We start from the raw sequence: 24,818 nt of genomic DNA on the forward strand, positions 1-24,818 counted from the left end.
CACGTGGGGCAGGCAGAGGACCGCTGGCCGCGGTGGGTCTACGACGAGGGCGACGAGCCCGACCCGCGGTTCAGCTTCGCCAACGAGCGCACCTTCCTGGCCTGGATCCGCACCGCGCTGGCGCTGGTGGCCGCCGGGGTGGCGGTCGACGTGATCGACCTCGATGCGTCGCCCGCGCTGCAGCGCGCGCTGGCGAGCGTGCTCGTCGTCGCCGGCCTCGCCTGCGCGGTGCTGGCGTGGGTGCGCTGGGCGCGCTCGGAGCGGGCGATGCGCCGCGGGATCCCGCTGCCGTCGGGCGGTGCCGCAGCGGCGCTGGCGGGCGCGGTCGTGGTGGCCGCCGGCGTGCTGGTCCTGGTGCTGTGAGCCCGGTCGCCGGGCGGCCGGAGCCACCCGGGCTGGCCAACGAGCGCACCGCCCTGGCCTGGCAGCGCACCGCCCTCTCCGTCGTGGTGGCGGCGCTGGTGGTGGCTCGTCTGACCATCGGCCGGGTCGGTCTGGGCGTGGTGCTGCTGGCCGCCGCCGGTGCCGTGCTGGGCGGGTGGGTGGCGCTGGAGGGGCTGGCGCGCTACCGCGCACGCCACGGCGAGCCGAGGCCCGGCCCCGGGCGCGGCGGCAGGGCGACGCTGCTGCTGACCGGCACCGTCGTGCTGCTGGCGCTCACCGAGCTCGCCGCGCTGCTGCTGGGCTGACCCGGGGCTGACCTGGGCTGACCGGGGCCTAGAGGCGCTCGACGACCCAGTCGACGCAGCGGGTGAGCGCGACGACGTCGTCGGGGTCGACCGCGGGGAACATGCCCACGCGCAGCTGGTTGCGGCCCAGGCTGCGGTAGGGCTCGACGTCGACGACGCCGTTGGCGCGCAGCACCGAGCGGACGGTGGCGCCGGGCACCGCGTCGTCGAGGTCGACGGTGCCGACCACCAGCGAGCGGTGGGCCGGGTCGGTGACGAACGGGCTGGCCCAGGCACGCTGCTCCGCCCAGGCGTAGAGGTGCCTCGACGATCGGGTGGTGCGCTCGACGGCCGCGGGGAGCCCGCCCAGGCCGTTGAGCCGGTCGAGCTGCTCGGCGAGCAGGAAGAGGGTGGCCACGGCCGGGGTGTTGTAGGTCTGCTGCTTGCGCGAGTTGTCGATCGCGGTCGGCAGGTCGAGGAAGGCCGGCACGTAGCGCCCGGAGGCCGCGATCCGCCAGGCCCGCTCGATCGCGGCCGGCGACATGACGGCGACCCACAGCCCGCCGTCGGAGGCCAGGCCCTTCTGGGGAGCGAAGTAGTAGACGTCGGTGGCTCGCAGGTCGACGGGCAGCCCGCCGGCCCCCGACGTCGCATCGACCAGCACCAGGGCGTCGGGGTCGGCCCCCTCGGGCCGCACGACCGGCGCCATCACGCCCGTGGAGGTCTCGTTGTGCGCCCACGCGTAGGCGTCGACGCCAGCCTCGGCGAGCGGCTCGGCAAGCGAGCCCGCGGGGGCGCTGCGCACCGACGGCGCCTCGAGCCAGGGGGCGCCGGCGACCGCGGTGGCGAACTTCGAGGTGAACTCGCCGTAGGTCAGGTGCTGGCTGCGCCGCTCGACGAGCCCGTGGGTGGCGACGTCCCAGAAGGCGGTCGAGCCGCCGTTGCCGAGCACCACCTCGTGGTCGTCGGGCACGTCGAGCAGGTCGCGCACGCCCTCGACGACCCGGCCCACCAGCGAGCGCACCGGCGCCTGCCGGTGCGAGGTGCCCATCAGCGTCGCGCCGGTCGCGGCGAGCGCGTCGAGGTGGGCTGCCGGCACCTTCGAGGGCCCGGAGCCGAAGCGGCCGTCGCGGGGCAGCAGGTCGTCGGGGATGCGCAGGTCCACCACGGGGTCGCTCACAGCACCTATTGTCGCCGGTGGCCGGGCTGGGCCCACAACGGGTGGTGGCAGCCGGGGCCCGACAGGGAGCAGCCATGACCAGCAACGAACTGCCCGAGACCGCGCGGACCCGGCTCGGGCTGCGCCTGGTCGGTCTGCTGCTGCTCGTGGGCGGTGGCGCGGTCTTCGCCTGGGGCATCACCACCGTCTTCGGCCACGACGGCTTCGACTCGCCACCGGGGCTGGCCATCGCGGCCTTCCTCGGCGGCATGCCCGTGGCCGTGGTCGGGCTCGGGATGCTGAACGCGAGCACCATCGGCGCGCAGTCGCGCTACGTCGCGGGCGAGACGATGCCCACGCTCAAGCAGTCGGCGGCCTACCTCTCCGACGGGGAGGGCATCATGGGAGTCGGTCGCACGGTCGACGACCAGCAGCGCGGCACGGCCGCGAACGGCCCGTACTGCCGCTCGTGCGGGGTGCGCAACGACGAGGACGCGAGGTTCTGTGACGGGTGTGGTTCGTCCCTCGCCTGAGGGCATCTTCGAGCTGGAGCGGGTCGGCTTCGCCCACCCCGACGTGATCCGGCTGGTCACGGAGGTCCAGGCGTTCTACACCGAGCGCTACGGCGGACCCGACGAGACGCCGCTCGACCCCGCGATGTTCGAGCCGCCCACCGGCAGCTTCTACGTCGGCCGGCTCGACGGCGAGCCGGTGGCGACCGGGGCGTGGCGGCGCAGCGACGTGGGCACCTACCCCGGCCTGGTCACCGTCGAGGTCAAGCGCATGTACGTCGCCCCGCCCGCGCAGCGGCGCGGGCTCGCGCGGCGGATCCTCGCCCACCTCGAGCGCAGCGCCGCCGAGAGCGGCGCCCGGGCCGTGGTGCTGGAGACCGGCACCATGCAGCCGGAGGCGATCGCGCTCTACACGTCCTCGGGCTACGAGCCGGTGCCCGGCTTCGGCTACTACAAGGACGCGCCGCTCTCACGGTGCTTCGGCAAGCGGCTCTGACGCGTCGGACCAGACCTCACCCCGCGGGGGCGTACCCCGGCGGCAGGCGTGTCGTTGAGGGTGCATGAGCAGCACCACCGACCTCCCCCAGCAGCCCGACCAGATCGTGGCGGGCGCCCTCGAGCGCCTCTCCGCGGCGTTCCGGGCCCGCGACGTCGAGGCGGCGGTCGACTGCTTCTCGCCGGACGGTGCGGTCTACGGCGACGACCTCGGCGAGCACGCGCACGGCGCCGAGGAGCTGCGGCCCTTCCTCGCGGAGCTCTTCGAGGAGGCCTTCACGATCACCTGGGAGACCGGGACGCCGGGGGAGAGCGGCGCGAGCGGGGAGACCTGGTCGCGGCGCCGCGGCGACGTGCTGTGGTTCGTCTCCGAGACCGAGGCCGTCCTCGACTACCCCGACGGGCTCTCCGAGCGGGTGCGCTTCCAGCTCTCCGGCATCCTCAGCGCCACGCGGGGCCGCTGGCGCTTCGAGCTGTTCAACGGTGCGCAGCCGGTCTCGCCGAGCCGCGAGCTGCTGGTCAGGGCCGGCTGATCGGGCCGGTGCTGACGACGGCGTACCGCTCGTCGTCGATGCGCTTGCCCCACAGCTGCGGGTCGGGCAGCGGGTACACGGTGCCGCTGCGCCCGATGGCGCCGAGCGCCGTCACGACCTCCTGCGCGGTCAGCCCGCCGCGGGTGCCGTCGCCCTGCGACCAGTAGCCCTCCACCAGCACCAGCCGGCCCTCGGGGGCCAGCAGCGCCGACCAGCGACGCAGCGCCTCGACCGGGTCGGGCATCGCCCACAGCACGTGGCGCGAGAGCACGACGTCGTAGTCGCCGGGGGTCAGGGGCGGGTCGTAGGCGTCGGCCTCGGTGACGGTGACGTCGGGCTCGTGGGCGGTCTTGGTCAGCGCGCGCTCCACCATCTCGGGGGAGAAGTCGATCCCGTCGACCGCGTGGCCGTGCTCGGCGAGCAGCAGCGCCAGGGTGCCGGTGCCGCAGCCGAGGTCGGCGACCCGGCTCGCCGGCGGGGGCAGCAGGTCGTGCATGAGGCGCGACCAGGCGGCGCGCACCGCAGGGTCGAGCAGGCCGTGGTCGGCGGCGAGGTCGAAGCCGGGGGCCTCGGCGTCCCATAGTCGGACAGCATCGCGGCTGGTCATGGCCGACGACCCTAGGCCATCACCACCCCTTCGGGCGAGTGGTGGCGATGAGTGGGCTTGAGGGGTGCGGACGGGTAGGAAGGGACGATGAGTGATGACGTCGATGCCCTGACGCGTGCCGAGCTGATGCAGCGGGCCCGTGATGCCGACGTGGCCGGCCGGTCCACGATGACCAAGGAGGAGCTGGCCCAGGCGGTGGGGGCCGGGACGCAGACGGGCTCGCGGGTCGAGGCCTTCCGCTCCCTGGCGCTGCAGCGGGCGCGCGGCGAGATGGTCTTCCTGCCGCGCCACCTCACCGGGCTGGAGCGGCGCCGCCACGTGCGCCAGACGATCCGTGAGGACCACGAGACCCGGATCTCGACCCGCAGCCAGGACGCGGAGGAGAAGTTCGAGAAGCTGCACGACTCGCTGTTCTCGTTCTTCCGCGGCACCTGCCTGCTGTTCTACCGCGACCTGGCGGGCGAGGACGCCTGGATGCCGACGGTGCTGACCCTCGGCGACGTGCACCCCGAGAACTTCGGGGTGATGCCCAGCGCCGACGACGTGCCGATCTTCGGCGTCAACGACTTCGACGAGGCCTACTACGCGCCGTTCACCTGGGACCTCAAGCGCGGCGCCACCGGCTTCGTCATCGCCGCGCAGGAGGAGGGCGGGCACGGGCGCAAGCAGCAGCGCAGGATCGCCGCCGCCTTCGTGCGCGGCTACGTCGAGGCGATGCGCGACTACGCCACCGACGCCACCGAGCAGCAGGGCCAGATGCGCGAGGACAACGCGCCCAAGATCATCCGCCGGCTCTTCGAGTCGGCCAAGGAGGACCGCGACCACTGGCTGGCGCGCAAGTACCACGACGAGTACCGGCGCGGCTTCCGCGCCGACGACGAGCACGTGCCGGTGTCCTCGCGGGTGCCGGAGTTCCAGGAGGCGCTCGAGCGCTTCGTGCGCGAGAACGACATCGAGGTGCCGGAGCGGGCCGGCTCGATGCGGGTCAAGGACGTGTGCCAGCGCCTCGGCCAGGGCACCGCCTCCCTGGGCCTGCCGCGCTACTACCTGATGGTCGAGGGCCCCCACGCCGACGGCAGCGACGACCTGCTGCTCGAGCTCAAGCAGGCGCGGCGCTCGGCGCTGGCCGGGCTGGTGCCGCCCTCGGAGTACGTCGTCGACGGCAACGCCGACCGGATCTCGCACGCGCAGGGCGTGCACCTGGTGCGCGGCGACCGGTTCTACGGCGCCGTCGAGATGGACGGGCTGAGCTTCATGGTGCGCGAGCGCTCGCCGTACCGCGACGACATCGACCTCGACGAGCTCTCCGACAAGCAGTGGCGCAGGTACGCCGCCATCTGCGGCGCCTCGCTGGCCCAGTCGCACGCGCTCTCGGACGAGGCGGGTCTGGTCGACCACGACATCGAGCCGGACGTCCTCGAGGCCATCGGCCCCGAGGAGCTCTTCGTGCAGGACATCGTCGAGTACGCCGCCGAGGCGGCCGACCGGGTCCGGGCCGACCACCGGCACTTCCGCTCCGACCAGGAGCTGGGCGCCTTCGCGATGGTCGACCGGGTCTTCCGCTGAGCGGTGCGCCGGGCCGGTCCGCGGTGGCGGAGCGGCCCGGCGCGGGGGCTCACTTGCCCCAGGCCTCCTGCCAGCCCTCGATCTCCGAGGCCGGGCGCGAGCCCGGGCCGGTGTAGACCGCGGAGGGGCGGATCAGGCGACCGGTGCGCTTCTGCTCCAGGATGTGCGCCGACCAGCCGCCGGTGCGGGCGCAGGTGAACATCGAGGTGAACATGTTGGCCGGCACCTCGGCGAAGTCGAGGACGATGGCGGCCCAGAACTCGACGTTGGTCTCGAGGACCCGGTCGGGGCGGCGCTCGCGCAGCTCCTTGAGGGCCGCCTGCTCGAGGGCCTCGGCGACCGCGTAGCGCGGCGCGTCGAGCTCCTTGGCGGTGCGGCGCAGCACCCGGGCGCGGGGGTCCTCGGCACGGTAGACGCGGTGGCCGAAGCCCATCAGCCGCTCGCCGCGGTCGAGCAGGCCCTTGACGTAGGCCTCGGCGTCGCCGGACTCCTCGACGTCGGAGATCATGCCGAGCACCCGGCTAGGCGCGCCGCCGTGCAGCGGGCCCGACATCGCGCCGATGGCGCCCGAGAAGGCGGCGGCCACGTCGGCGCCGGTGGAGGTGATGACGCGGGCGGTGAAGGTGGAGGCGTTCATGCCGTGCTCGGCCGCGCTGCTCCAGTAGGCGTCGATCGCCTTGACGTGCTTGGGGTCGGCCTCGCCCTTCCAGCGGATCAGGAACTTCTCGGCGAGGGTCGCACCCTCGTCGACCTCCTTCTGCGGGACGATGGCCTTGTTCAGCCCGCGCGCCGACTGGGCGGCGTACGAGAGCACCATGACGGCCAGGCGCCCGATGTCGTCGCGGGCCTGCTCGTCGGAGATGTCGTAGGTCTGGCCGAAGCCGAAGGCCGGCGCGAGCATCGCGACCGCCGCCTGCACGTCGACGCGGACGTCACCGGTGTGCACCGGCAGGTTGAAGGGCTCGGCCGGGGCCAGGCCGGGGGTGTAGGCACCGTCGATCAGCAGGCCCCAGACGTTCTCGAAGGGGACCCGGCCGACGATGTCCTCGATGTCGACGCCGCGGTAGCGGAGCGCGGACCCCTCCTTGTCGGGCTCGGCGATCTCCGTCTCGAAGGCGACGACGCCCTCCAGCCCGTGGTGTACCTCGGTCATCGCATGACTCCTGTGTCGTGTGCGGCTGCGTCCAAACCGTCGCATTGTGTCAGTGATGCTGCCCGTGCGGCACGCGGCGGTCCATGAGCCCTCGGGATGGTCGCGCGCTGGCTACCGTGAGGACCATGCCCGAGCCCACCGACGTGACGTCCCCGCAGCTGCGCGCCCTGCGCCAGGAGTACGCCGCCAACGGCCTCACCGAGGCCGAGCTCGCCCCCGACCCGTGGACGATGTTCGGGCGCTGGTTCGACGAGGCGCGGGCGGCCGGGCTGCACGAGCCCAACGCGGTCGTGGTGGCCACCGCCTCCGCCGACGGGGCGCCCTCGGCGCGCACGGTGCTGCTCAAGGGCCTCGACGACGGCGCCGGGCGCCGGGGCTTCGTCTTCTACACCAACCACGGCTCGCGCAAGGGCTCCGACCTCGAGGCCAACCCCCGCGCCGCGCTGCTCTTCCCCTGGCACCCGCTCGAGCGGCAGGTGCGCGTCGACGGTGTCGTCGAGCGGCTCTCGCGCGAGCTGGTCGCCGCCTACTTCGCCGAGCGCCCGCGCGGCTCGCAGCTCGGCGCCTGGGCCTCGGCCCAGTCCTCGCCGGTCGCCGGCCGCGAGGAGCTCGAGGCGGCGTACGCCGCGGCCGAGCAGCGCTTCGCCGGCGGGCCCGTGCCGGTGCCCGACGGGTGGGGCGGCTACGTCGTGCTGCCCGAGGCCGTGGAGTTCTGGCAGGGCCGGCCCAGCCGCCTGCACGACCGGCTGGTCTACCGCCGCTCGGGTGGCTCGTGGTCGGTGGAGCGGCTGGCGCCCTGATGGGTCGAGGGGAACCGGCCGGCCCGCTCGGCCGTCCATCCGGCATGAGCCTGCCGACGTCCCGCCTCGCTGCGACCGGTGCCGCTGTGGTGCTGGCCCTGCTGCTGGGCGGGTGCGGCGGGGGCGACGATGCGACTCCGGTCGCCGAGGAACCACCGCCGACCGGGTCGAGTCCCAGTGAGCCGAGCCCCGACGAGCCGACCGGGGCGCCGGGCCGGCCGTGCCCGCGGGTGCTGCCCACGGCGGGCGAGCGAGCCGGTGCCGACGAGGCTGCCGAGGAGCTGCCCGAGCTGCCGCCGGTACGCCGGGCCTGGGTGTGCCGCTACCACCCGGCTCAACTGGGCGAGGGCGAGGGCGAGGGCGATGGCGACGGCGATGGCGACGGCGAGGGCTCGCCGTCCGGGTGGGAGCGACAGGGGCGGGCCGCGCCGGTCGCCGACGCCGACCTCGCTCCGCTCGCCGACGCCCTCGACGGGCTCGCGCTCCTCGACCTCGACACCTCGCAGCGCGTCTGCACCGCCGACCTCGGCCCGCGCTTCATGGTCGTGCTCGCCGACGCCGGTGACCTGACCGGCGTGGTCGTCGACGACTTCGGCTGCCACGACACCCGGCTGACCGCCGACCCGCGCTCCCGGCCCGCCGGTGCCGACGGCCCCGGTGGGGCAGTGGACGGCGTCCTGCAGGGAGGGCCCCGGGTCCTCGAGGCGCTGGGCGTCGGCCGCGGCGCCTGACCCGGTCGCGGTGCTGGCCCGGGCCCCGACCCGGCTGGCACCCTGGGCCCATGGTCTCGGATCTGCGCCACTGCCGGAACGGTCACGAGGTGCCCGGCACCGCCTCCCTCTGCCCCACCTGCGGCGACGGAGGCTCCCTGCGCGACGCGGAGGGCTCCGGCGACAGGCCCATCAGGGGCTGGGTCTGGGTGGTGGTCGGGCTGCTCGTCACCGGCCTCGGCCGGTTGATGTGGTCCGGGGCCGGGCCGGAGGACGGCGGGGAGGCGCTCGTCGGTGGTCTGCTCTGGATCCTCGGGATCGTCGTGGCCGGTGTCGGCGTCGTCGCCGAGGGCGTGCTGGTGGGGATGCGCCGCTGGCAGCACGAGAGCGGTCGCCCGGTGCGGTGACGTGGTGACCTGGCAGACGCACCCGGTCACCCCCGACCGGTTCGAGGACTTCGCCGACGTCGTCAACCCGAACCGGCGCGCCTCGCACTGCTGGTGCCTGTCGCACCGGCTCCCCGCCTCCCAGGTCGAGGAGCTGGGTCGGGGCAGCCGTGAGCGGGCGATGCGGTCGCTGTGCGAGCGCGAGCACCCGCCGGGCGTGGTCACCTACCGCGACGGCGTGCCGGTGGGGTGGTGCAGCATCGGTCCCCGCGCCGACAACCCCAAGCTCGCCGCGTCGAGGCTGATCAGGCCCGTCGACGACCTGCCCGTGTGGAGCATCATCTGCGTCGTCGTACGAGGTGGCCACCGCAGGCAGGGGGTGACGACGCCGCTGCTCGAGGGGGCGGTGGCCTGGGCGGCGTCCGAGGGGGCGCCGGCCGTCGAGGCCTACCCGGTCGATCCGGCGGGGGAGCGGATGGACCTGACGATGGCCTTCGTCGGCACCCGGGCGATGTTCGAGAAGGTGGGCTTCGAGGTCGTCGGCACGACCGCCGCCGTGGCCAGCCGGATGCCGCGGCTGGTGATGCGTCGCGACCTGTCCGCATCATCGATCTGCGGGTAGCGCCGGGACTGCTGCAGCCCGGACCATCGAGGTGGCGGTGACTGTGACGAGCGCTGTCGTCGCCCCCCCCAGACCGGAGACCGCCATGCTTCGAGGACACCCCATCCGTGCCGTGGCCGGTGGGTTCATCACCGCCGCGCTGATCATCGGCCACCCCGTCGTCGCGCACGCCGAGAAGGCCGTGACTCCGAGGATCTCGTCCCCGAGCGCGGTTCCCGCTCCCAAGGACGAGCAGGGGGGCGTGATGAGCCCCTACGTCAGCTGCTCCAAGGCTCAGGTGGCACCACGTGTGAAGTGGGTGCTGACCAGTCGTGCGACCGGCGAGTCGCAGACCTACCGCTGGCGTGGCGCCTATCCGGGCATGCACTTCCCCCGGGTCGACGCCGGGCGGTACCGCTCACGGACCACGGCGTGGTGCCGCGGCAGCAGGACCAGCCGGGTCCACCGGATCCGGGTGGCCCAGAAGACCCACAAGAGGACCGTCTCGCGGCCCGAGTTCAACAGGGTGGAGCGCGGCATGACCCGGCTCGAGGTGCGCGAGGCGGTCGGCTTCGGCGGTAGGGACTGCTCGGCCTACGAAGGGCGTCGCACCTGCGTCTACGACATGATGCCGTTCTGGCGCTGGTCCTTCATCACGTTCAAGGACGGCGGGGTCGTCTCGAAGCTCTGGGACGTCGCCCACGACTGACCCACACACCCTGGCTGCCTCTCCACAGGTCGCGGGAGACCCATTTACTCGAACTCCAGTTCGAGTAAAATAGGGGCATGCAGACGCCGCTGGACGACCTGAGCGAGGCCGAGGTCCTCGACCGGGCCGGAGCCTGCGCGCGCTCCGCCCGCGAGGCCGAGGTCGAGCTGCTGGTCCTCGCCCACCACTGGGCGGTCATGCACTCCGCGGACCGGCTCGACCCCCACCAGCAGCGACTGCCCGGCCGTGAGCGGGCGCGCCGCTACGGCGGTGAGGGGGTCGCGGAGGTCACCGAGTTCGCCGCCGCCGAGCTCGGCGCCCGTATCGGGGTCACCACCTGGGCCGCGGCCCGCCTGATCGGCGACGCCCAGGACCTCCACCACCGCCACCCGGCGCTGTGGGCACGGGTGCAGGCCCTCGAGGTGCGCGCCTCCTACGCCCGCCACGTGGTCACCAAGACCCGCGAGCTCTCCCGCGCCGAGGCCGCACACGTCGACGCCGAGGTCGCCGAGTCGGCCGACGGTCGCATCCCCTGGAGCCGCTTCGAGGCACTCGTGGCCGGCAAGGTCGCCACCGCCGCCCCCGCGATCGCCCGCGAGAAGGAAGAGCGCGCCAGGAAGGCCTGCTTCGCCAAGATCATCGGCCGCCCCGAGCACGGCATGGCCTCCTTCCTCATCCGCGCCGACATCGCCACCATCACGCGCATCGACCACGCCATCACCCAGCGCGCCACGGCGCTCCAGGCGGCACTGCCCGACGAGCCCGGCGCCCTGCGCGAGGACAACGAGACCCGCACCGACGAACGCACCGTCACCATCGACGACCGCCGCGTCCTGGCCGCCCTCCAGCTCACCACCGGCACCGCCGAGCCCGGAGCTGCGGACGCGGGACCGCGGGTCGACCTCGTGGTCCACCTCGACGGCCGCGACCAGGTAGAGCTCGACGAGCACGGCCAGCCCCTCGAGCCCGTCGCCCGCCTCGAGGGCCACGGCCCGGTCACTCGCTCCTGGGTCCGTGAGACCCTCGGCCCCCACGCCCGCTTCACCATCCGCCCCGTCCTCGACCTGGCCCACCAGAGCCCCGTCGACGCCTACGAGATCCCCGCCCGCCACCGCCGAGCCGTGCGCCTGCTCTCCCCGGCCGACACCTTCCCCTACGGCTCCTGCACCAGCGACGCCATGCAGATCGACCACACCCGACCCCACGCCCGGGGCGGGCCCAGCAAGCTCGGCAACTACACCCCTCTCACCACCAGCCACCACCGCCTCAAGACCCACGGCACCTGGCAGGTGCGACAACCACTGCCCGGCATCGCGCTCTGGCAGGACCCCCACGGCGCCACCTACCTCGTCGACCACACCGGCACCCGCCCCCTCGGCCAGCAGCCAGGGGCTCCGCCGCCACCGCTGCCGTCACGAGGTCGGCCCGCCAGCACCTTCGAGATCTACCGACCCGACAGCCAGCTGGTCCTCGACTCCGCCGCCTGATCAGGGCTGCGGGTCGGAGTCGTCGGGGAAGAGGCGGCGTGAGCCGGCGCCCTCGTCGGCGAGCACGTCGTCGGGGTTGTAGAGCCGGCAGTGCTGCAGGGACAGGCATCCGCACCCGATGCACCCGTCCAGCTCGTCGCGGACCTTCTCCAGGTCGGCGATGCGCTGGTCGATGACCGGACGCCACCGCGCCGACATCCGGGCCCACTGGGCCCGGGTCGGGGCGGCCTCGACCGGTACGTCGGCGAAGGCCGCACCGATGTCGTCGAGGCTCAGGCCCACCCGCTGCGCGGCCCTGATCACGGCGACGCGACGCAGGACCGCCCGCTGGTAGCGCCGTCGGTCGCCGGCGGTACGTGTGCTCGTGATCAGAGCTCGGGCCTCGTAGTAGCGCAGGGCGGACGGAGTGAGGCCCGAGCGTCGAGCCACCTCGCCGATGGTGAGCAGGTCGCGCCGATCCACTCTTGACCTCAAGTCCACTTGACGTTGTCCGATCGACGGCATGGTAACCATCCAGAACAGCGACGACGACGCGTTCGAGCGCGTCCAGCAGTCCGGCCCCAGGCGGAGGAGATGGCCGTCCCGGCGCCGTCCGACGGTCCTCCAGGGTGTCCCGCACGGAACCGGTCGGGCCGACTCGCGCGCCTGGCGCGATCCGCTCGGCGAGCTGCGGTGAGCGCCCACCCCTCGTCGACAAAACCTCTTGTCCGGCCCGGAGGCCCGGCGTACGGTTTTCGCACACGGGAAAGGAGGTGGTCCGGAGAATGAGTTCTTCCAGGACGCGTGAGGTGGCTGCCCGCTAGCAGCCCCAGCAGGACGACGGGGCAGGAGTGCCCCTGACGCTGCTGGCGAATCCCAAGCAGCTGCCCGACCCGCAGGTGGCCCGGCTCCGTCCGCCGGGCACGGCCCTCGTCTCGAGGGTCACGCCTGCGGGTCGCTGCATGTCCGGGGTTGGTGCGGGTTGCTCGAGGAGGACCGCGGGAATAAGGTTGCGCAAGTCAACTGTTAGTCCCAGCGTGAATCGAGAGTCCGTGAGCCAGGCCGTCCCACCCGCCCCCGTCGCTACCGCGCCGGCAGGTGCGGAGGCGCAGATGACGCACCGCCAGGTGCTCGAGGCGCTGAGCGGGCTGCTGCTGGCGATGTTCGTGGCCATGCTCTCGAGCACCGTGGTCACCAACGCGCTGCCGCGCATCGTGGCCGACCTCGACGGCACCCAGACCGGCTACACCTGGGTCGTGGTGGCCACCCTGCTGGCGATGACCGCCACCACGCCGGTGTGGGGCAAGCTCGCCGACCTCTTCAGCAAGAAGATGCTCGTGCAGACGGCGCTGGTGGTCTTCGCGGTCGGCTCGCTCATCGCGGCCCTCGCGCCCAGCATGGAGGTGCTGATCGGCGCCCGCGTCGTGCAGGGCCTCGGCGTCGGCGGCCTGACCGCGCTGGTGCAGGTCGTGATCGCCAGCATGATCCCGCCGCGCGAGCGCGGTCGCTACTCCGGCTACATCGGCGCCACGTTCGCCCTCGCTACGGTCTCGGGTCCGCTCATCGGCGGCCTGATCGTCGACTCCCCGCTCGGCTGGCGGGGCACCTTCTTCGTCGGCCTGCCCTTCGCGGCGGTGGCCTTCGTGCTGCTGCAGAAGACGCTGCGCCTGCCGGTGGTCAAGCGCGACGTCCACATCGACTACACCGGCGCCACGCTCATCGTCGCCGGCGTCAGCCTGCTGCTCGTGTGGGTCAGCCTGGCCGGCAGCCAGTTCGACTGGGTCTCGCCCGTCTCGGCGCTCCTGGTCGTCGCCGGCCTCGTGGTCGTGGCCGCCGCGGTGTACGTCGAGGCGTGCGTGGCGGTCGAGCCGGTGGTGCCGCTGCGCCTCTTCCGCGACCGCACCATCGCCCTGGCCACGACGGCCTCGGTGCTGATCGGTGTCGCCATGTTCGGCTCCACGGTCTACCTGTCGCAGTACTTCCAGACCGCCCGCGGGATGAGCCCCACGGCCGCGGGCCTGATGTCGATCTGCATGGTCGGCGGGCTGCTGGTCTCGAGCATCGTCTCGGGTCGCCGGATCACCACGACCGGACGCTGGAAGCGGTGGCTGGTCTCGGGCATGGTGCTGACCGTCGTGGGCCTGGGCCTGCTCGGCACGATCGACGAGACCACCGACCTGCGGGTGATCGGCCTGTTCATGGCCGTGCTGGGCGTCGGTCTGGGCGCGACCATGCAGAACCTGGTGCTCGCGGTGCAGAACAACGTGCCCCTCAGCGAGCTCGGCGCGGCCAGCTCGGTCGTCGCGTTCTTCCGCTCGCTGGGCGGCTCGGTGGGCGTCTCGGCCCTCGGTGCGCTGCTCAGCACCCAGGTCGCGGCCGGCGTCAGGGACGGGCTGAGCGGCCTCGGCGGCGGGGCAGGGGCCTACGACAGCGGCGAGATCCCCGACCTGACCAGCCTGCCGGCACCGGTGCGGGCGGTCTTCGAGCAGGCCTACGGCGAGTCCTTCGGCCACCTGTTCCTGGTCGCCACCCCGCTGGCGGTGCTGGCCCTGGTCTGCGTCGTGGCCATCCGCGAGGTCCCGCTGCGCACCACCCACGACGTCGTCCCAGTGGCGCCGGCCGACTCCGCGCCCGAGGCCACCGCCGACCTGGTCGAGGACGCGGAGGCCCGGGAGGCCCGGGAGGCTGCCCCGGCCACTACGCTGCCCTCACGATGACCGCGTCACGAGCAGAGTCCCTCATGCGCCTGGAGCAGGAGGTGGGCGTGATGATCCGCCGCGTGAAGCGGGTGATCGGGGAGCGTGCCCACGCCGTGCACCCCGACCTGCAGCCGGCGTCGTACCTGATGCTGGCCTACCTGGGCCAGCACGGCCCGATGCGGGCCTCGGTGGCGGCTGAGATGTTCAACATCGACAAGGGCGCCATCAGCCGCCAGGTCGCGCACCTGGTCGACCTCGGCCTCGTCGAGCGCACCCAGGACCCCGACGACGGCCGGGCCTCGCTGATCTCGGCCACCGCGTCGGCGGTCGAGCGGCTGACCGCGGTCGCCGAGCACCGGCGGCGCTGGCTCGACGAGAGGCTCGGCGACTGGGACGCCGAGGAGCTCGAGGACTTCGCCCGGGTGCTGGGCCGCTACAACGAGGCCCTCAACCGAAGCTGAGGGCCTCGCCGGGCAGCGTCAGGAGCGCACCCAGACCGCGGTGTCGCCGGGCAGCAGGTCGGAGACCGGCCCGCTGCTGGCCACGACCTCGCCCTGGGGGCGGCTGACCGGGGTGGTGCCGCAGTTGAGCACCACGGTCACCGGCCCGCGCCGGAAGGCCAGCACGTCGCGGCCCAGGTCGAGCATCTCGACCTCGCCGGGGACGCCGGCCAGCGCCCGGCGCGCCGCGAGCGCGCGCTGGTAGAACGCCAGCGTCGAGTCGGGGTCGACCCGCTGGGCCTCGACGGTCACGTCGGTCCAGCTCTCGGGCTGCGGGATCCACGGCTGGCCCTCGCCGGGGCCGAAGCCGAACGGCGGCTTCTCGCCCGACCACGGCATCGGCACCCGGCAGCCGTCGCGGCCGACCTCGCCGGTGCGCAGGTAGGAGGGGTCCTGGCGGTGCTCGGGAGCCACGTCGACCTGCTCGAGCCCCAGCTCCTCGCCCTGGTAGACGTACGACGAGCCGGGCAGCGCCAGCATCGTCAGCGTGGCGGCGCGCGCCCGGGCCAGGCCCTGCTCGCCCCCGCCGTAGCGGGTCACGTGGCGCACGACGTCGTGGTTGCTCAGCACCCACGTCGGGCTGGCCTGCACGTCAGCCAGCGCGGCGAAGGTGCCGGTGATGACGCCCTCGAACGCCTCGGCCGACCACGGGGCCAGCAGCCAGGAGAAGTTGAAGGCCTGGCTCATCTCGTCGTGGCGCACGAACTGCGCCATCGACTCGGGGGTCTGGGTCCAGGCCTCGGCCACCAGCATCCGGTCGCCGTCGTACTCGGCGAGCACGTCGTGCCAGCGCCGGTAGACCTCGTGCACCTCGGGCTGGTCCCACATCGGCTCGTCGCGCAGAATGCGCTCGACCATCGAGCGCTCCTCGTTGATCGGCGCCGCGCTGTCGGGCTGCTCGCCGTCGGCGACCAGCTGGTCGCGCAGCGACTCCTCCTTGAGCAGGCCGTGCGCCACGTCGACGCGGAAGCCGTCGATGCCGCGGTCGAGCCAGAAGCGCAGCACGTCGACGAACATGTCGCCGACCTCGGGGTTGCGCCAGTCGAAGTCGGGCTGGGTGGAGTCGAAGAGGTGCAGGTACCACTGCGGGTCGTCGTCGCGCCCGTCCGGGTGCTCGGCCACGCGGGTCCAGGCGGCGCCGCCGAAGACCGAGTGCCAGTTGTTGGGCGGCTCCTGGCCCTGGGGGCCGCGGCCGTCGCGGAAGAGGTAGCGGGCGCGCTCGGGGCTGCCGGGCTCGGCGGCCAGCGCGGCCTGGAACCACACGTGCTGGTCGGAGGAGTGGTTGGGCACCAGGTCGGCGATGATCTTCAGGCCCAGCTCGTGGGCGGTCGCCACGAGGGTGTCGGCGTCCTCGAGCGTGCCGAAGAGCGGGTCGATGTCGCAGTAGTCGCTGACGTCGTACCCGTGGTCCTTCTGCGGGGAGCGGTAGAACGGCGAGATCCACACCGCGTCGACGCCCAGGTCGCGCAGGTAGGGCAGCCGGGCGGTGATGCCGGGCAGGTCGCCCACGCCGTCACCGTCGGCGTCGGCGAAGGAGCGCGGGTAGACCTGGTAGATGACGGCGTGGCGCCACCACTCGGCGCCGGCACCCTGGTTTGGATCGTTCAAAGCCATGGCGCCAAGTGTTCCACACGGTTCCCGACGAGGCACGCTCAGGCGAACGCCTCGGGGGAGACCTCGATCCAGACCTGCTCGGCGCGACCGAGCACCGCCCCGCGCGGGTCCACGACGGTGGTGGCCGTGCGGTGCTTGCGGCCCTCGCTGCCGCGGGCCAGGCCGACGACCACGTGCTCCTCGCCGGCGACGGGGGTGCCGAGCACCTCGGCGGTCATCCGGCCCAGCACCATCATCCGGTCCTCCATGTCGGCCGCCCAGGCGCCGGCGCAGTCGAGCGCCGCCCAGACCACGCGCAGGTCGGCCTCCCCGGTCACCCACGGGGCGGCCACCCGCGGGCGTCCATCGAGGTCGTCGACGCGCCCCGGGAAGATCCGCAGCCCGTCGCCCGGCTCGCGCTCGGTGCCGCAGGTGAAGCAGGTCGGGAAGGGGTGCTGCTCGAGCCCCGGGTAGCGGGTCGCCGCCTCGCGGGCCAGCGCCATCGACACCGCGGGAACACCCTCGGGCGCGAGCGCCGCCCGGCGGGCCACCAGCGCCGGGGCGCCCTCGTGCATCGCGGTCATGACGCCGTCGTCCTCCACGACCTCCATCGGGGTGTCCAGCGGCGGCGGCTGGCGCAGCGTCACCTCGACCGCCCCGCCGTCGGCGTCGACGTACGCCGCCAGGGCGCCGGCCGACCAGCCGCCGTTGCCGGAGCCGGCCGGGCCGTTGAAGCGGGCGGGGACGACGAGGGGGTCGAGGGCCGAGGAGAAGGTGCTCATCCCTTGATCCTCTCGTACCTGTCGAGGGCCTCCTGGCGCTCCTCCTTGTGGTCGAGCATCGGCGCCGGGTAGCCGACCAGGTCACGGGTGTCGGCGTCGGGCTCGTGCGGGTCGGGCACCTGGTCGGGGTCGGCGAGCTCGCTGACCCACCGGCGCACGTAGGCGCCGTCGGGGTCGAAGCGCCGGCCCTGCGTGGTGGGGTTGAAGACCCGGAAGAACGGCGAGGCGTCGGTGCCGCTGCCGGCCGTCCACTGCCAGCCGTGGTTGTTGCTGGCCAGGTCGCCGTCGACGAGCCAGTGCAGGAAGTGCCGGGCGCCGTGCTGCCACTCCACGTGCAGGTCCTTGACCAGGAAGCTGGCCACGATCATCCGCAGCCGGTTGTGCATCCAGCCGGTGGCGCGCAGCTGGCGCATCCCGGCATCGACGATCGGGAAGCCGGTGCGCCCCTCCTGCCAGGTGCTCAGCTGGTCGCCGGGCCGGTCGTAGTCGAGCCGGGCGTACTCGGGCTTGTAGTAGTCGCGGGCCGAGTCGGGACGCCGGTAGAGCACGTCGGCGTAGAACTCGCGCCACGCCAGCTCGGTGCGGTAGGTCTGCGCGCCCCTGCTGCGCCTCGCGCCCAGGTCGGCCAGCAGCGTGCGCGGGTGCACCTCGCCGTACTTCAGGTGCACCGACATCCGGCTGGTGCCGTCGCGGTCGGGCCGGTCGCGGTCGGTGTCGTAGTCGTCGACGCGGTCGAGGAACTCCTCCCACTGCCGCCGGGCCGAGGCCTCCCCGGGCTCGGGCAGCTCGAGGCCCTCGGGGACGCGCGGCTCGGGGATCTCGGTGGTGTCCTCGTCGAGCCGCAGCCACGAGACCCCGGTCGGGGCGTCGGCGGGCGCGTCCCAGCCCACGTCGTTCCAGGCCCGCGAGAACGGGGTGAAGACCTTGTAGGGCTCGCCCGAGCCGTTGCGCACCCGGCCCGGGTCGACGGCGTACGGCGAGCCCGTGCGCACCAGCTCGACGCCGGCGTCGGCGAGCGCCTGCTCGACCGCCTCGTCGCGTTCGCGGCCGTAGGGACCGAAGTCGGCGCTGACGTGCACCCGCTCGGCGCCGACCGCCCGCGCGGCCTGCACCACCCGGCGCACCGGGTCGCCGCGCACCACCGACAGCCCGCCCTGCCGCTCGCGCAGCGAGGCGTCGAGCGAGCGCAGCGAGCCGGCCAGGTAGGCCCGGCGGCTCGGGCCGGCCGGGCCCCACAGGCGTGGGTCGAGCACGAAGAGCGGCAGCACCTCCCCGTCGGCGCCTGCCTCGACGAGGGCCGGGTTGTCGGAGAGCCGCAGGTCGCGGCGGAACCACATCAGGCTGACCACCACCCGAGCGTGCCAGCGAGCCGGTGCCGCCAGCACACCCGCGCAGCACACCCGAGCGGCCGCGGCCCGCGGGACGGGGGTGTGCACCCCGTGGTGGACAATGGCCGGGTGAGCGACCTGATCGACACCACCGAGATGTACCTCCGCACGATCTACGAGCTCGTGGAGGAGGGGATCGTGCCCCTGCGTGCCCGGATCGCCGAGCGCCTGCACCAGAGCGGGCCGACGGTGTCGCAGACGGTGGCGCGCATGGAGCGCGACGGCCTGCTCACAGTCGAGGGCGACCGCCACCTCGAGCTGACCGAGGACGGGCTGCGCCTGGCGACCCGGGTGATGCGCAAGCACCGCCTGGCCGAGCGCCTGCTCATCGACGTCATCGGCCTGGAGTGGGAGCTGGTGCACGAGGAGGCGTGCCGTTGGGAGCACGTGATGTCCGAGACCGTCGAGCGCCGCCTGCTCGAGCTGCTCGACCACCCGACCGAGTCGCCGTACGGCAACCCGATCCCGGGTCTCGACGAGCTCGGCCAGACCAGCACCGTCGAGACCTTCATGAGCGGCGTCGAGTCGCTGACCAGCGCCGCGAGCCCCGAGGAGGGCCGGGTGCTGGTGCGCCGGATCTCGGAGGAGATGCAGAAGGACGAGCAGCTGATGAGCGCGCTGCGCCGCGTGGGTGCGCTGCCCGACAAGACCGTGACGATCGTGGCCACCGAGGCCGGGGTGCTGGTCGGCGCGGCCGGCGAGAGCGCCGAGATCGTGCCCGAGGCCGCCGACCACATCTTCGTGCGCAAGCTCTAGGCCGAGGCCGCCTCGGCGCGCAGGTCGGCCAGGGCGGTGAGGAACTCGCTGCACCCCGCGTGCACCGTGTGCGTGGCCAGGTCGTCGCCGCGGGTCGCGCCGCGGTTGAGCACCACGACTGGGGTGCCGGCCTTGGCGGCGCGCTTGACGAAGCGCAGCCCGCTCATCACCGTCAGGCTGGAGCCGGCCACCAGCAGCGCGCCGCCGCTCGGCTCGAGCGCCTCGACGGCCTCGTAGCAGCGCGCCACCCGCGCCGGCGGCACGTTCTCGCCGAAGAAGACCACGTCGGGCTTGAGCAGCCCACCGCACTCGCAGTCGGGCACGACGAAGCCGTCGGTCTCCTCGAGGGCCACGTCGCCGTCGGGGTTGCTGGTCACGTCGGCGTGCTGCTCGGCGAAGCCGGGGTTGAGCGCGGTCAGGCGCTGGTGCAGCTCGGCGCGTGAGCTGGTGGCGCGGCACGAGAGGCACACCACGTCGGCGATCCGGCCGTGCAGGGCGACCAGGCTGGGGGTGCCGACCCGCTCGTGGAGGCCGTCGACGTTCTGGGTGATCACCAGGTCGGCGCCCAGCCGGGCGACCGCGCCGTGGCCCGGGTTGGGCTCGGCGTGCCGCATCCGTCCCCAGCCGAGGTGGCTGCGGGCCCAGTAGCGACGCCGCGGGCCCGGCCCGGAGACGAACTCCTGGTAGGTCATCGGGGTGCGCCGCGGGGCGCCCGGTCCGCGGTAGTCGGGGATGCCCGAGTCGGTGGACAGCCCGGCCCCGGTGAGCACCACCAGCGGCCGGTCGACCAGCAGCGCCAGCGGCGCGTCGTACGCCGTCGCGGGCATGGTCGCGGGCATGGTCGCGGGCGTGGCCGTGGTCGTGGTGGCGGGGGCGAGGCTCACCGGGCGTACCGCTCCGCGGCCCGGGCCCGCGCCTTGGCGGCCTCGACCTCGCGGTCCTTGGGCGGCGCGGTGGTGACCAGCGCGTCGAGCAGGTGGCGGGTGGCCTCAGCGACCTCGGCGACGGCCCGGTCGAAGGCGGCCTGGTTGGCCTGCGACGGCTTGGTGGACCCGCTGACCTTGCGCACGTACTGCAGCGCCGCGGCCTCGACCTCGTCGGTGCTCGCCGGCGGCTCGAAGTTGTGGAGCTGGCGGATGTTGCGGCACATGCCCACGAGAGTACGTCGCCGTCACGTGGACCGGTGCTGACGCGAGGCGGGTGCTGCTGGTTCGATGGGCCCATGGCTGCCACCCCTGATCCCGCCTCCCGATCCGAGCGCGAGCACGACCTGGTGCTGCTCGGCGCCACCGGCTTCACCGGTCGGCTGACCGCGGAGTACCTGGCGCGCAACGCCCCCGCCGGCCTGCGCTGGGCCCTGGCCGGGCGCAACCCGGAGAAGCTGGCCGGCGTGCGCGACGACCTGGCCGCCATCGACCCGGCGCTGGCCGAGCTGCCGCTGGTGACCGCCGACTCGGGCGACGCCGCGTCGCTGGCCGCCCTGGCCGGCAGCACCCGCGTCGTGATCACCACCGTCGGGCCCTACCTCGAGCACGGCGAGCCGCTGGTGGCCGCCTGTGCCGCGGCGGGCACCGACTACGTCGACCTCACCGGCGAGCCCGAGTTCGTCGACCGGATGTTCCTGGCCCACCACGAGAGCGCCGAGCGCACCGGCGCTCGCATCGTGCACGCCTGCGGCTTCGACTCGATCCCCCACGACCTGGGGGCCTGGTACACCGTCCAGCAGCTCCAGGCCAGCGGCCCGGTCACGGTGCGCGGCGTGGTGCGCGCCTCGGGCACCTTCTCGGGCGGCACCTTCCACTCCGCGATGGGGGCGACCTCGCGGATGAAGCAGACCCGCGAGGCCGCCAAGCAGCGCCGCGAGGTCGAGGCGCGCCCCGAGGGCCGGCGCAGCCGCGCGGTCGCGGGCAAGCCGCACCGCGACGGCGAGCTGGGCTACTACCTGCTGCCACTGCCCACGCTCGACCCGATGGTGGTCGCGCGCAGCGGGGCCGCGATCGACTCCTACGGCCCCGACTTCCGCTACTCCCACTACATCGGCACCAAGACGCTGCGCTACGCGCTGGGCGGGATGGCCGGCCTGGTCGGGATCGGCGTGGCCGCGCAGGTCCCGCCCGTGCGCAACCTGCTCAAGAGCCGCATCAAGCAGGGCGAGGGGCCCTCGCCGGCGCGCCGGGAGAAGAGCTGGTTCACCGTCGACTTCATCGGCGAGGGCGACGGGCGCACCATCCACACCCGGGTCTCCGGCGGCGACCCCGGCTACGGCGAGACCTCCAAGATGCTCGCGGAGTCGGCGCGGTGCCTGCTCCACGACGACAACCCGACCACCGCCGGCTGCGTGACCACCGCGCAGGCGATGGGGGAGAACCTGACCGCCCGGCTGATGGCGGCCGGCATCCGCTTCGAGACGGTCGAGGCCCAGCGCGAGGGCTGAGCGGACCGCGCGGGGCGCGGCCTGGCCGGGACTGTCGGTGCGCTGCGGCAAGATGGTCCTCGTGCCTCCCCGCCTGTCCACCGCCCCGCTCACCACGCCGGCGGCCGCCGACGCGGCGGCCCGGGCGGCGGTGTTCCCGCGGGTGCGCTGGATGGGCTCGAAGCACAAGCTGCTGCCGCACCTGGCCCAGGCCTTCGCCGACATCGCGCCGGCCGCGGGCCCGGGGTCGGCCCTCGACGCCTTCAGCGGCTCGGGCGTGGTCTCCTACCTGCTCAAGCACCAGGGCTGGTCGGTGCACAGCAACGACTACCTCGGCTTCCCCGGCGTGGTGGCCAGCGCCGGTGTGGTCAACCACGACACCGTGCTCTCCGGCGACGACGTGGAGCGCATCCTGGGCCCGGCCGCCGACGAGCGCGACTTCGTGCGGCGCACCTTCACCGGCGTCTACTTCACCCCCGACGACCTGGCCTTCCTCGACTCGGCCTGGAGCCACATCGACACGATGAGCGGCGGGGGGCGCGCGGTCGCGATCGCCGCGCTGTGCCTGGCCGCCGCCCGCAAGCAGCCCCGCGGGGTCTTCACGCTCACCGGCGACCTGAGCCGCTACGACGACGGCCGGCGTGACCTGCGGCTGAGCCTGCGCGAGCACTTCGTCGAGCGGGTCGCCGACTACAACGCCGCCGTCTTCGCCGGGCCGCGCGAGTGCACTGTCTCCTCGCTCGAGGTCGGCGAGCTGCCGCAGCGTCGCCACGACCTGGTCTACCTCGACCCGCCGTACGCGCCGCCGGCCGACGACAACGACTACACCAAGCGCTTCCACTTCCTCGAGGGGCTCTCGCGCTACTGGGTCGGCGACACGATCATGTGGGACACCAAGAGCCGCAAGCTGCCCAAGCGGGTCACCAAGTACTCCTCGCGACGCACCATCGAGGAGGCCTTCCGCGAGGTCTTCAAGCAGTTCCACGACTCGCCGCTGGTGCTGTCCTACTCCTCCAACGCGCTGCCCGACCTCGAGACGCTGGTGCGGCTGCTGCGCGAGGTCAAGGACGAGGTGGAGGTGCGCCGGGTGCCGCACACCTACCACTACGGCACCCACCGCGCCGCCGTGCGCCGCTCGGTCGACGAGTACCTCTTCCTCGCCCGATGACGGGCCCCGACACGGGCGCGATGCAGGCCTACCTGGGTCGGCTGCGGCGCCTGACCACCCACGTCGCGGTCGACGAGTCCTCCGAGCAGGCCGACGCGATCGTGGCCGCCGGGGCCAGCCTCGGCGAGCTCGACGAGATCTCGGTCGAGTCGCTGACCCGGTGGGTGCGGGACCGCCCGGCCGACGTCTACGCGCTCGGGCTGAGCGTGGGCTTGTCGCAGGAGAAGCTGAAGAACCTGCTGCGCGTCGCCTTCGGCACCACGTCGTGGGTCAAGGCGGTCGCCGCCGACGCCCGAGGGGTCGTGGTCTGGCTCGACGAGGAGTTCGGGCTGCTGGAGACCCTCGAGGCCCAGCGGCACCGCACCTACACCTTCGGCGACGTGCTGGCCGCGCGCGGCACCAGCCGCCAGACCGCGAGCCGGGCCGGGGTGGCCGGCAAGCTGATCGAGGACGCCGTCGAGCAGATCGTGCGCGACCTGGGCCTGCCCTACGAGATGCGCGGGCGCTTCGTCGGGCGCAACGGCGACACCGGCCCGGCCGACCTCGCGGTGCCCGGCTTCGACGACGCGCTGATCGCGGTGGCCTGCAAGGGCTTCGACTCCACCGGCTCCAAGCTCACCGCGGCCGTCACCGAGGTGATGGACATGGCGAACGTGTCCTTCGCCCACCAGTACGTGCTGGCCGTCGTCGACGGCATCGGCTGGCTCAGCCGCCAGGGCGACTTCCGGCGGATGCACGCCCTGCTCGAGCAGCACCGCATCGACGGCCTCTACGCCCTGGCCGACCTCGACGCCTTCCGCGCCGACCTGCACGCGGCCGCTGTGCGCCACGGGCTGCTGGAGGGTCCGCTGCCCGACGGCCCGGGGGTCAGCGTGCCCGGGGAGGCGCTGGCGGCCCGGGTCGAGAAGCCCGACGCCCAGCTGCACCTCGACCTCTGAGACCTGGCGAGCGGGCTCATCCGGTGGTTGCGGCCCCCGGCGGCCCGGGCCACACGTAGGGCAGGTCGTCCGGCACGTCGGGGAACTGCGGGCGGTAGTGCTCCGGGTCCTTGCGCACCAGCGCCGAGCGGTGGCTGAGGTGGAAGTCGTCGTCGCCGAGCCACGGCGGCAGGGCCCCGGCCGCCGCCAGCGCGGCCTGGTCGCGGACCTCGTGCACCCCGGCCGCCGCGAGGTCGCTGACCAGCGAGGCGGCACAGGTGTCGGCGCGCCCCTCCTCGACCCACACCGCGCAGCACGTCAACGAGTAGCGTCCCAGCGCCTCGAGGTGGCCCCGCCACATGAGCACCGCCGGGTGCCGTCGCCACCCGTAGCCCTCCACGGTCAGGCCACGCACCACCTGGAGACACTCCACCCGCTGCTTGCCCAGGCGGCGGGCGTCGAGCGAGCGTGCCGAGCGCTCGAAGTCGGCGTACGGGAGGAACGTCTGCATGCCCACCACGCTGCCGCGACGGGGCGCTCGCCCGCTTCACCCGGGGCTGCCCGGGCACGTCCTAGACTCCACGCCATGGCCGAGCGCACCGGGACCGACGTACGCCGCTCGACCCGCCAGCGCACCCTCGTGCGTGACCTGGTCGGTGAGCTCGACTCGTTGCGCAGCGCCCAGGAGATCCATGCCCTGCTGCGCGAGCGGGGCGAGAGCGTGGGGCTCTCGACGGTCTACCGGGCCCTGCAGGCGCTCGCCGAGGACGACGAGGTCGACGTGGTGCGCAACGAGCAGGGCGAGGTGCTCTACCGCCAGTGCAGCGTCAAGCACCACCACCACCTCGTGTGCCGCTCGTGCGGGCGAGCGGTCGAGCTGGTCGGCCCGACCGTCGAGCGGTGGGCCGACCAGGCCGCGTCCGAGCACGGCTTCACCGACGTCACCCACACCGTCGAGCTCTTCGGGGTCTGCCCGCGCTGCGCGGCCGCCGCCCAGTAGCCCGCGCCCTCGACCGAGTACGCCTCGCCGGTTCGTCGATCGTTCGATCAACGGACCGGCGGATTGATCGACCGGTCGACGAACGGAGAAGGGTGCCCCAGGCAGGAGTCGAACCTGCGACCTTTCGCTTAGGAGGCGGCTGCTCTATCCGCTGAGCTACTGGGGCCGCGTCGCCATTTTGGCAGCACGGCGCGCTCCGCACGAAAGCAGGGCCCGCGCGGGGCGGCCGTGCTGCAG

Annotated in this window: 29 protein-coding genes and 1 tRNA gene; 19 read left to right on the top strand and 11 right to left on the bottom strand. The window is 73.6% G+C overall.

All coding sequences use genetic code 11. From position 1 onward, the window contains the following. Positions 1–3 precede the first annotated feature (3 nt). Together QWJ41_RS02530 and QWJ41_RS02535 are read left to right on the top strand one after the other, a co-directional pair. Entirely contained in the window at positions 4–363 is a 360-nt protein-coding gene (locus tag QWJ41_RS02530) for a YidH family protein (RefSeq protein ID WP_302705592.1), read from the top strand. Next, complete coding sequence (locus tag QWJ41_RS02535) at positions 360–689, top strand: DUF202 domain-containing protein (RefSeq protein WP_302705593.1); 330 nt, start codon at positions 360–362, stop codon at positions 687–689. Before QWJ41_RS02530 ends, QWJ41_RS02535 begins: the two co-directional genes overlap by 4 nt. A 28-nt stretch (positions 690–717) precedes the next feature. Here QWJ41_RS02535 and serC read toward each other — a convergent pair whose 3' ends face one another. Beyond that, complete coding sequence (serC, locus tag QWJ41_RS02540) at positions 718–1,857, bottom strand: phosphoserine transaminase (protein WP_439117299.1); 1,140 nt, start codon at positions 1,855–1,857, stop codon at positions 718–720. 65 nt (positions 1,858–1,922) lie between these two features. Between serC and QWJ41_RS02545 the strand changes: the two genes are divergently transcribed. From QWJ41_RS02545 to QWJ41_RS02555, 3 genes are all read left to right on the top strand, one after another. Then, complete coding sequence (locus tag QWJ41_RS02545; RefSeq protein WP_302705595.1) at positions 1,923–2,360, top strand: zinc-ribbon domain-containing protein; 438 nt, start codon at positions 1,923–1,925, stop codon at positions 2,358–2,360. Further along, the gene (locus QWJ41_RS02550) at positions 2,341–2,835 is read left to right on the top strand and encodes a GNAT family N-acetyltransferase (RefSeq protein ID WP_302705596.1); all 495 of its coding nucleotides are present in this window, start codon (positions 2,341–2,343) and stop codon (positions 2,833–2,835) included. Before QWJ41_RS02545 ends, QWJ41_RS02550 begins: the two co-directional genes overlap by 20 nt. A 64-nt stretch (positions 2,836–2,899) precedes the next feature. After that, entirely contained in the window at positions 2,900–3,367 is a 468-nt protein-coding gene (locus QWJ41_RS02555; protein WP_302705597.1) for a YybH family protein, read from the top strand. On the opposite strand, the gene QWJ41_RS02560 is transcribed toward QWJ41_RS02555, so the two are convergent. Next, positions 3,354–3,974 carry a class I SAM-dependent methyltransferase gene (locus QWJ41_RS02560; protein ID WP_302705598.1) on the bottom strand — a complete coding sequence of 207 codons (621 nt, stop codon included), beginning with the start codon at positions 3,972–3,974 and terminating at the stop codon, positions 3,354–3,356. The genes QWJ41_RS02555 and QWJ41_RS02560 overlap by 14 nt on opposite strands. Positions 3,975–4,061: 87 nt before the next feature. Between QWJ41_RS02560 and QWJ41_RS02565 the strand changes: the two genes are divergently transcribed. Further along, a complete protein-coding gene (locus tag QWJ41_RS02565; protein WP_302705599.1) occupies positions 4,062–5,540 on the top strand; it encodes a DUF2252 domain-containing protein in 1,479 nt (492 codons plus the stop codon). 49 nt (positions 5,541–5,589) lie between these two features. Here the strand turns inward: QWJ41_RS02565 and QWJ41_RS02570 are convergent, their stop codons facing one another. Then, complete coding sequence (locus tag QWJ41_RS02570; protein ID WP_302705600.1) at positions 5,590–6,693, bottom strand: citrate synthase 2; 1,104 nt, start codon at positions 6,691–6,693, stop codon at positions 5,590–5,592. Between the two features lie 125 nt (positions 6,694–6,818). Here QWJ41_RS02570 and pdxH point away from each other — a divergent pair, with 125 nt between their 5' ends. The 6 genes from pdxH to QWJ41_RS02600 all read left to right on the top strand — a co-directional run bounded on the left by pdxH (position 6,819) and on the right by QWJ41_RS02600 (position 11,386). Next, positions 6,819–7,493 (top strand): pyridoxamine 5'-phosphate oxidase, encoded by a 675-nt coding sequence (gene pdxH, locus QWJ41_RS02575; protein ID WP_302705601.1) that lies wholly within the window; start codon positions 6,819–6,821, stop codon positions 7,491–7,493. Between the two features lie 44 nt (positions 7,494–7,537). Beyond that, the gene (locus QWJ41_RS02580; protein WP_302705602.1) at positions 7,538–8,224 is read left to right on the top strand and encodes a hypothetical protein; all 687 of its coding nucleotides are present in this window, start codon (positions 7,538–7,540) and stop codon (positions 8,222–8,224) included. 50 nt (positions 8,225–8,274) lie between these two features. Continuing rightward, positions 8,275–8,610 carry a hypothetical protein gene (locus QWJ41_RS02585; RefSeq protein WP_302705603.1) on the top strand — a complete coding sequence of 112 codons (336 nt, stop codon included), beginning with the start codon at positions 8,275–8,277 and terminating at the stop codon, positions 8,608–8,610. Positions 8,611–8,614: 4 nt separating this feature from the next. Further along, complete coding sequence (locus QWJ41_RS02590) at positions 8,615–9,211, top strand: GNAT family N-acetyltransferase (protein ID WP_302705604.1); 597 nt, start codon at positions 8,615–8,617, stop codon at positions 9,209–9,211. Positions 9,212–9,296: 85 nt separating this feature from the next. After that, positions 9,297–9,899 (top strand): hypothetical protein, encoded by a 603-nt coding sequence (locus tag QWJ41_RS02595; RefSeq protein ID WP_302705605.1) that lies wholly within the window; start codon positions 9,297–9,299, stop codon positions 9,897–9,899. Between the two features lie 77 nt (positions 9,900–9,976). Then, positions 9,977–11,386, top strand: coding sequence for an HNH endonuclease signature motif containing protein (locus QWJ41_RS02600; protein WP_302705606.1), 1,410 nt, complete (start codon positions 9,977–9,979; stop codon positions 11,384–11,386). Here the strand turns inward: QWJ41_RS02600 and soxR are convergent, their stop codons facing one another. Continuing rightward, complete coding sequence (soxR, locus tag QWJ41_RS02605) at positions 11,387–11,848, bottom strand: redox-sensitive transcriptional activator SoxR (RefSeq protein ID WP_302705607.1); 462 nt, start codon at positions 11,846–11,848, stop codon at positions 11,387–11,389. Between the two features lie 629 nt (positions 11,849–12,477). Here soxR and QWJ41_RS02610 point away from each other — a divergent pair. After that, positions 12,478–14,082 (top strand): MDR family MFS transporter, encoded by a 1,605-nt coding sequence (locus QWJ41_RS02610; protein WP_302705608.1) that lies wholly within the window; start codon positions 12,478–12,480, stop codon positions 14,080–14,082. A 23-nt stretch (positions 14,083–14,105) separates the two neighbouring features. After that, a complete protein-coding gene (locus QWJ41_RS02615) occupies positions 14,106–14,525 on the top strand; it encodes a MarR family winged helix-turn-helix transcriptional regulator (protein WP_302705609.1) in 420 nt (139 codons plus the stop codon). An 18-nt stretch (positions 14,526–14,543) separates the two neighbouring features. Here the strand turns inward: QWJ41_RS02615 and QWJ41_RS02620 are convergent, their stop codons facing one another. The 3 genes from QWJ41_RS02620 to QWJ41_RS02630 are packed head-to-tail and all read right to left on the bottom strand — an operon-like array spanning position 14,544 to position 18,288. Continuing rightward, positions 14,544–16,178 (bottom strand): glycoside hydrolase family 13 protein, encoded by a 1,635-nt coding sequence (locus tag QWJ41_RS02620; protein WP_302705610.1) that lies wholly within the window; start codon positions 16,176–16,178, stop codon positions 14,544–14,546. Between the two features lie 38 nt (positions 16,179–16,216). Next, the gene (locus QWJ41_RS02625; protein WP_302705611.1) at positions 16,217–16,939 is read right to left on the bottom strand and encodes a hypothetical protein; all 723 of its coding nucleotides are present in this window, start codon (positions 16,937–16,939) and stop codon (positions 16,217–16,219) included. Next, the gene (locus QWJ41_RS02630; protein WP_336623271.1) at positions 16,936–18,288 is read right to left on the bottom strand and encodes a cryptochrome/photolyase family protein; all 1,353 of its coding nucleotides are present in this window, start codon (positions 18,286–18,288) and stop codon (positions 16,936–16,938) included. Before QWJ41_RS02630 ends, QWJ41_RS02625 begins: the two co-directional genes overlap by 4 nt. Before the next feature lie 108 nt (positions 18,289–18,396). Here QWJ41_RS02630 and QWJ41_RS02635 point away from each other — a divergent pair, with 108 nt between their 5' ends. After that, the gene (locus QWJ41_RS02635) at positions 18,397–19,083 is read left to right on the top strand and encodes an iron-dependent transcriptional repressor DtxR (protein ID WP_302705612.1); all 687 of its coding nucleotides are present in this window, start codon (positions 18,397–18,399) and stop codon (positions 19,081–19,083) included. Here QWJ41_RS02635 and QWJ41_RS02640 read toward each other — a convergent pair. Continuing rightward, a complete protein-coding gene (locus QWJ41_RS02640) occupies positions 19,080–19,967 on the bottom strand; it encodes a Sir2 family NAD-dependent protein deacetylase (RefSeq protein WP_302705613.1) in 888 nt (295 codons plus the stop codon). The genes QWJ41_RS02635 and QWJ41_RS02640 overlap by 4 nt on opposite strands. Continuing rightward, entirely contained in the window at positions 19,964–20,233 is a 270-nt protein-coding gene (locus QWJ41_RS02645; RefSeq protein ID WP_193668607.1) for a DUF2277 domain-containing protein, read from the bottom strand. The genes QWJ41_RS02640 and QWJ41_RS02645 overlap by 4 nt, the downstream gene beginning before the upstream one ends. A gap of 72 nt (positions 20,234–20,305) precedes the next feature. Here QWJ41_RS02645 and QWJ41_RS02650 point away from each other — a divergent pair, with 72 nt between their 5' ends. The 3 genes from QWJ41_RS02650 to QWJ41_RS02660 all read left to right on the top strand — a co-directional run bounded on the left by QWJ41_RS02650 (position 20,306) and on the right by QWJ41_RS02660 (position 23,602). Beyond that, complete coding sequence (locus QWJ41_RS02650) at positions 20,306–21,517, top strand: saccharopine dehydrogenase family protein (RefSeq protein ID WP_302705614.1); 1,212 nt, start codon at positions 20,306–20,308, stop codon at positions 21,515–21,517. Positions 21,518–21,578: 61 nt separating this feature from the next. Further along, positions 21,579–22,664 carry a DNA adenine methylase gene (locus QWJ41_RS02655; RefSeq protein ID WP_302705615.1) on the top strand — a complete coding sequence of 362 codons (1,086 nt, stop codon included), beginning with the start codon at positions 21,579–21,581 and terminating at the stop codon, positions 22,662–22,664. Beyond that, on the top strand, positions 22,661–23,602 hold the full coding sequence (locus QWJ41_RS02660) for a hypothetical protein (protein ID WP_302705616.1): 942 nt from the start codon (positions 22,661–22,663) through the stop codon (positions 23,600–23,602). Before QWJ41_RS02655 ends, QWJ41_RS02660 begins: the two co-directional genes overlap by 4 nt. Positions 23,603–23,618: 16 nt before the next feature. Here the strand turns inward: QWJ41_RS02660 and QWJ41_RS02665 are convergent, their stop codons facing one another. Further along, entirely contained in the window at positions 23,619–24,092 is a 474-nt protein-coding gene (locus QWJ41_RS02665) for an MSMEG_6728 family protein (protein ID WP_302705617.1), read from the bottom strand. Between the two features lie 75 nt (positions 24,093–24,167). Between QWJ41_RS02665 and QWJ41_RS02670 the strand changes: the two genes are divergently transcribed. Continuing rightward, positions 24,168–24,581, top strand: coding sequence for a Fur family transcriptional regulator (locus QWJ41_RS02670; RefSeq protein WP_302705618.1), 414 nt, complete (start codon positions 24,168–24,170; stop codon positions 24,579–24,581). 93 nt (positions 24,582–24,674) lie between these two features. Here the strand turns inward: QWJ41_RS02670 and QWJ41_RS02675 are convergent. After that, positions 24,675–24,747 (bottom strand) — tRNA-Arg (locus QWJ41_RS02675). Positions 24,748–24,818 lie beyond the last annotated feature (71 nt).

This window comes from Nocardioides cremeus, from assembly GCF_030518195.1.
GTDB classification, from domain to species: domain Bacteria; phylum Actinomycetota; class Actinomycetes; order Propionibacteriales; family Nocardioidaceae; genus Nocardioides; species Nocardioides cremeus.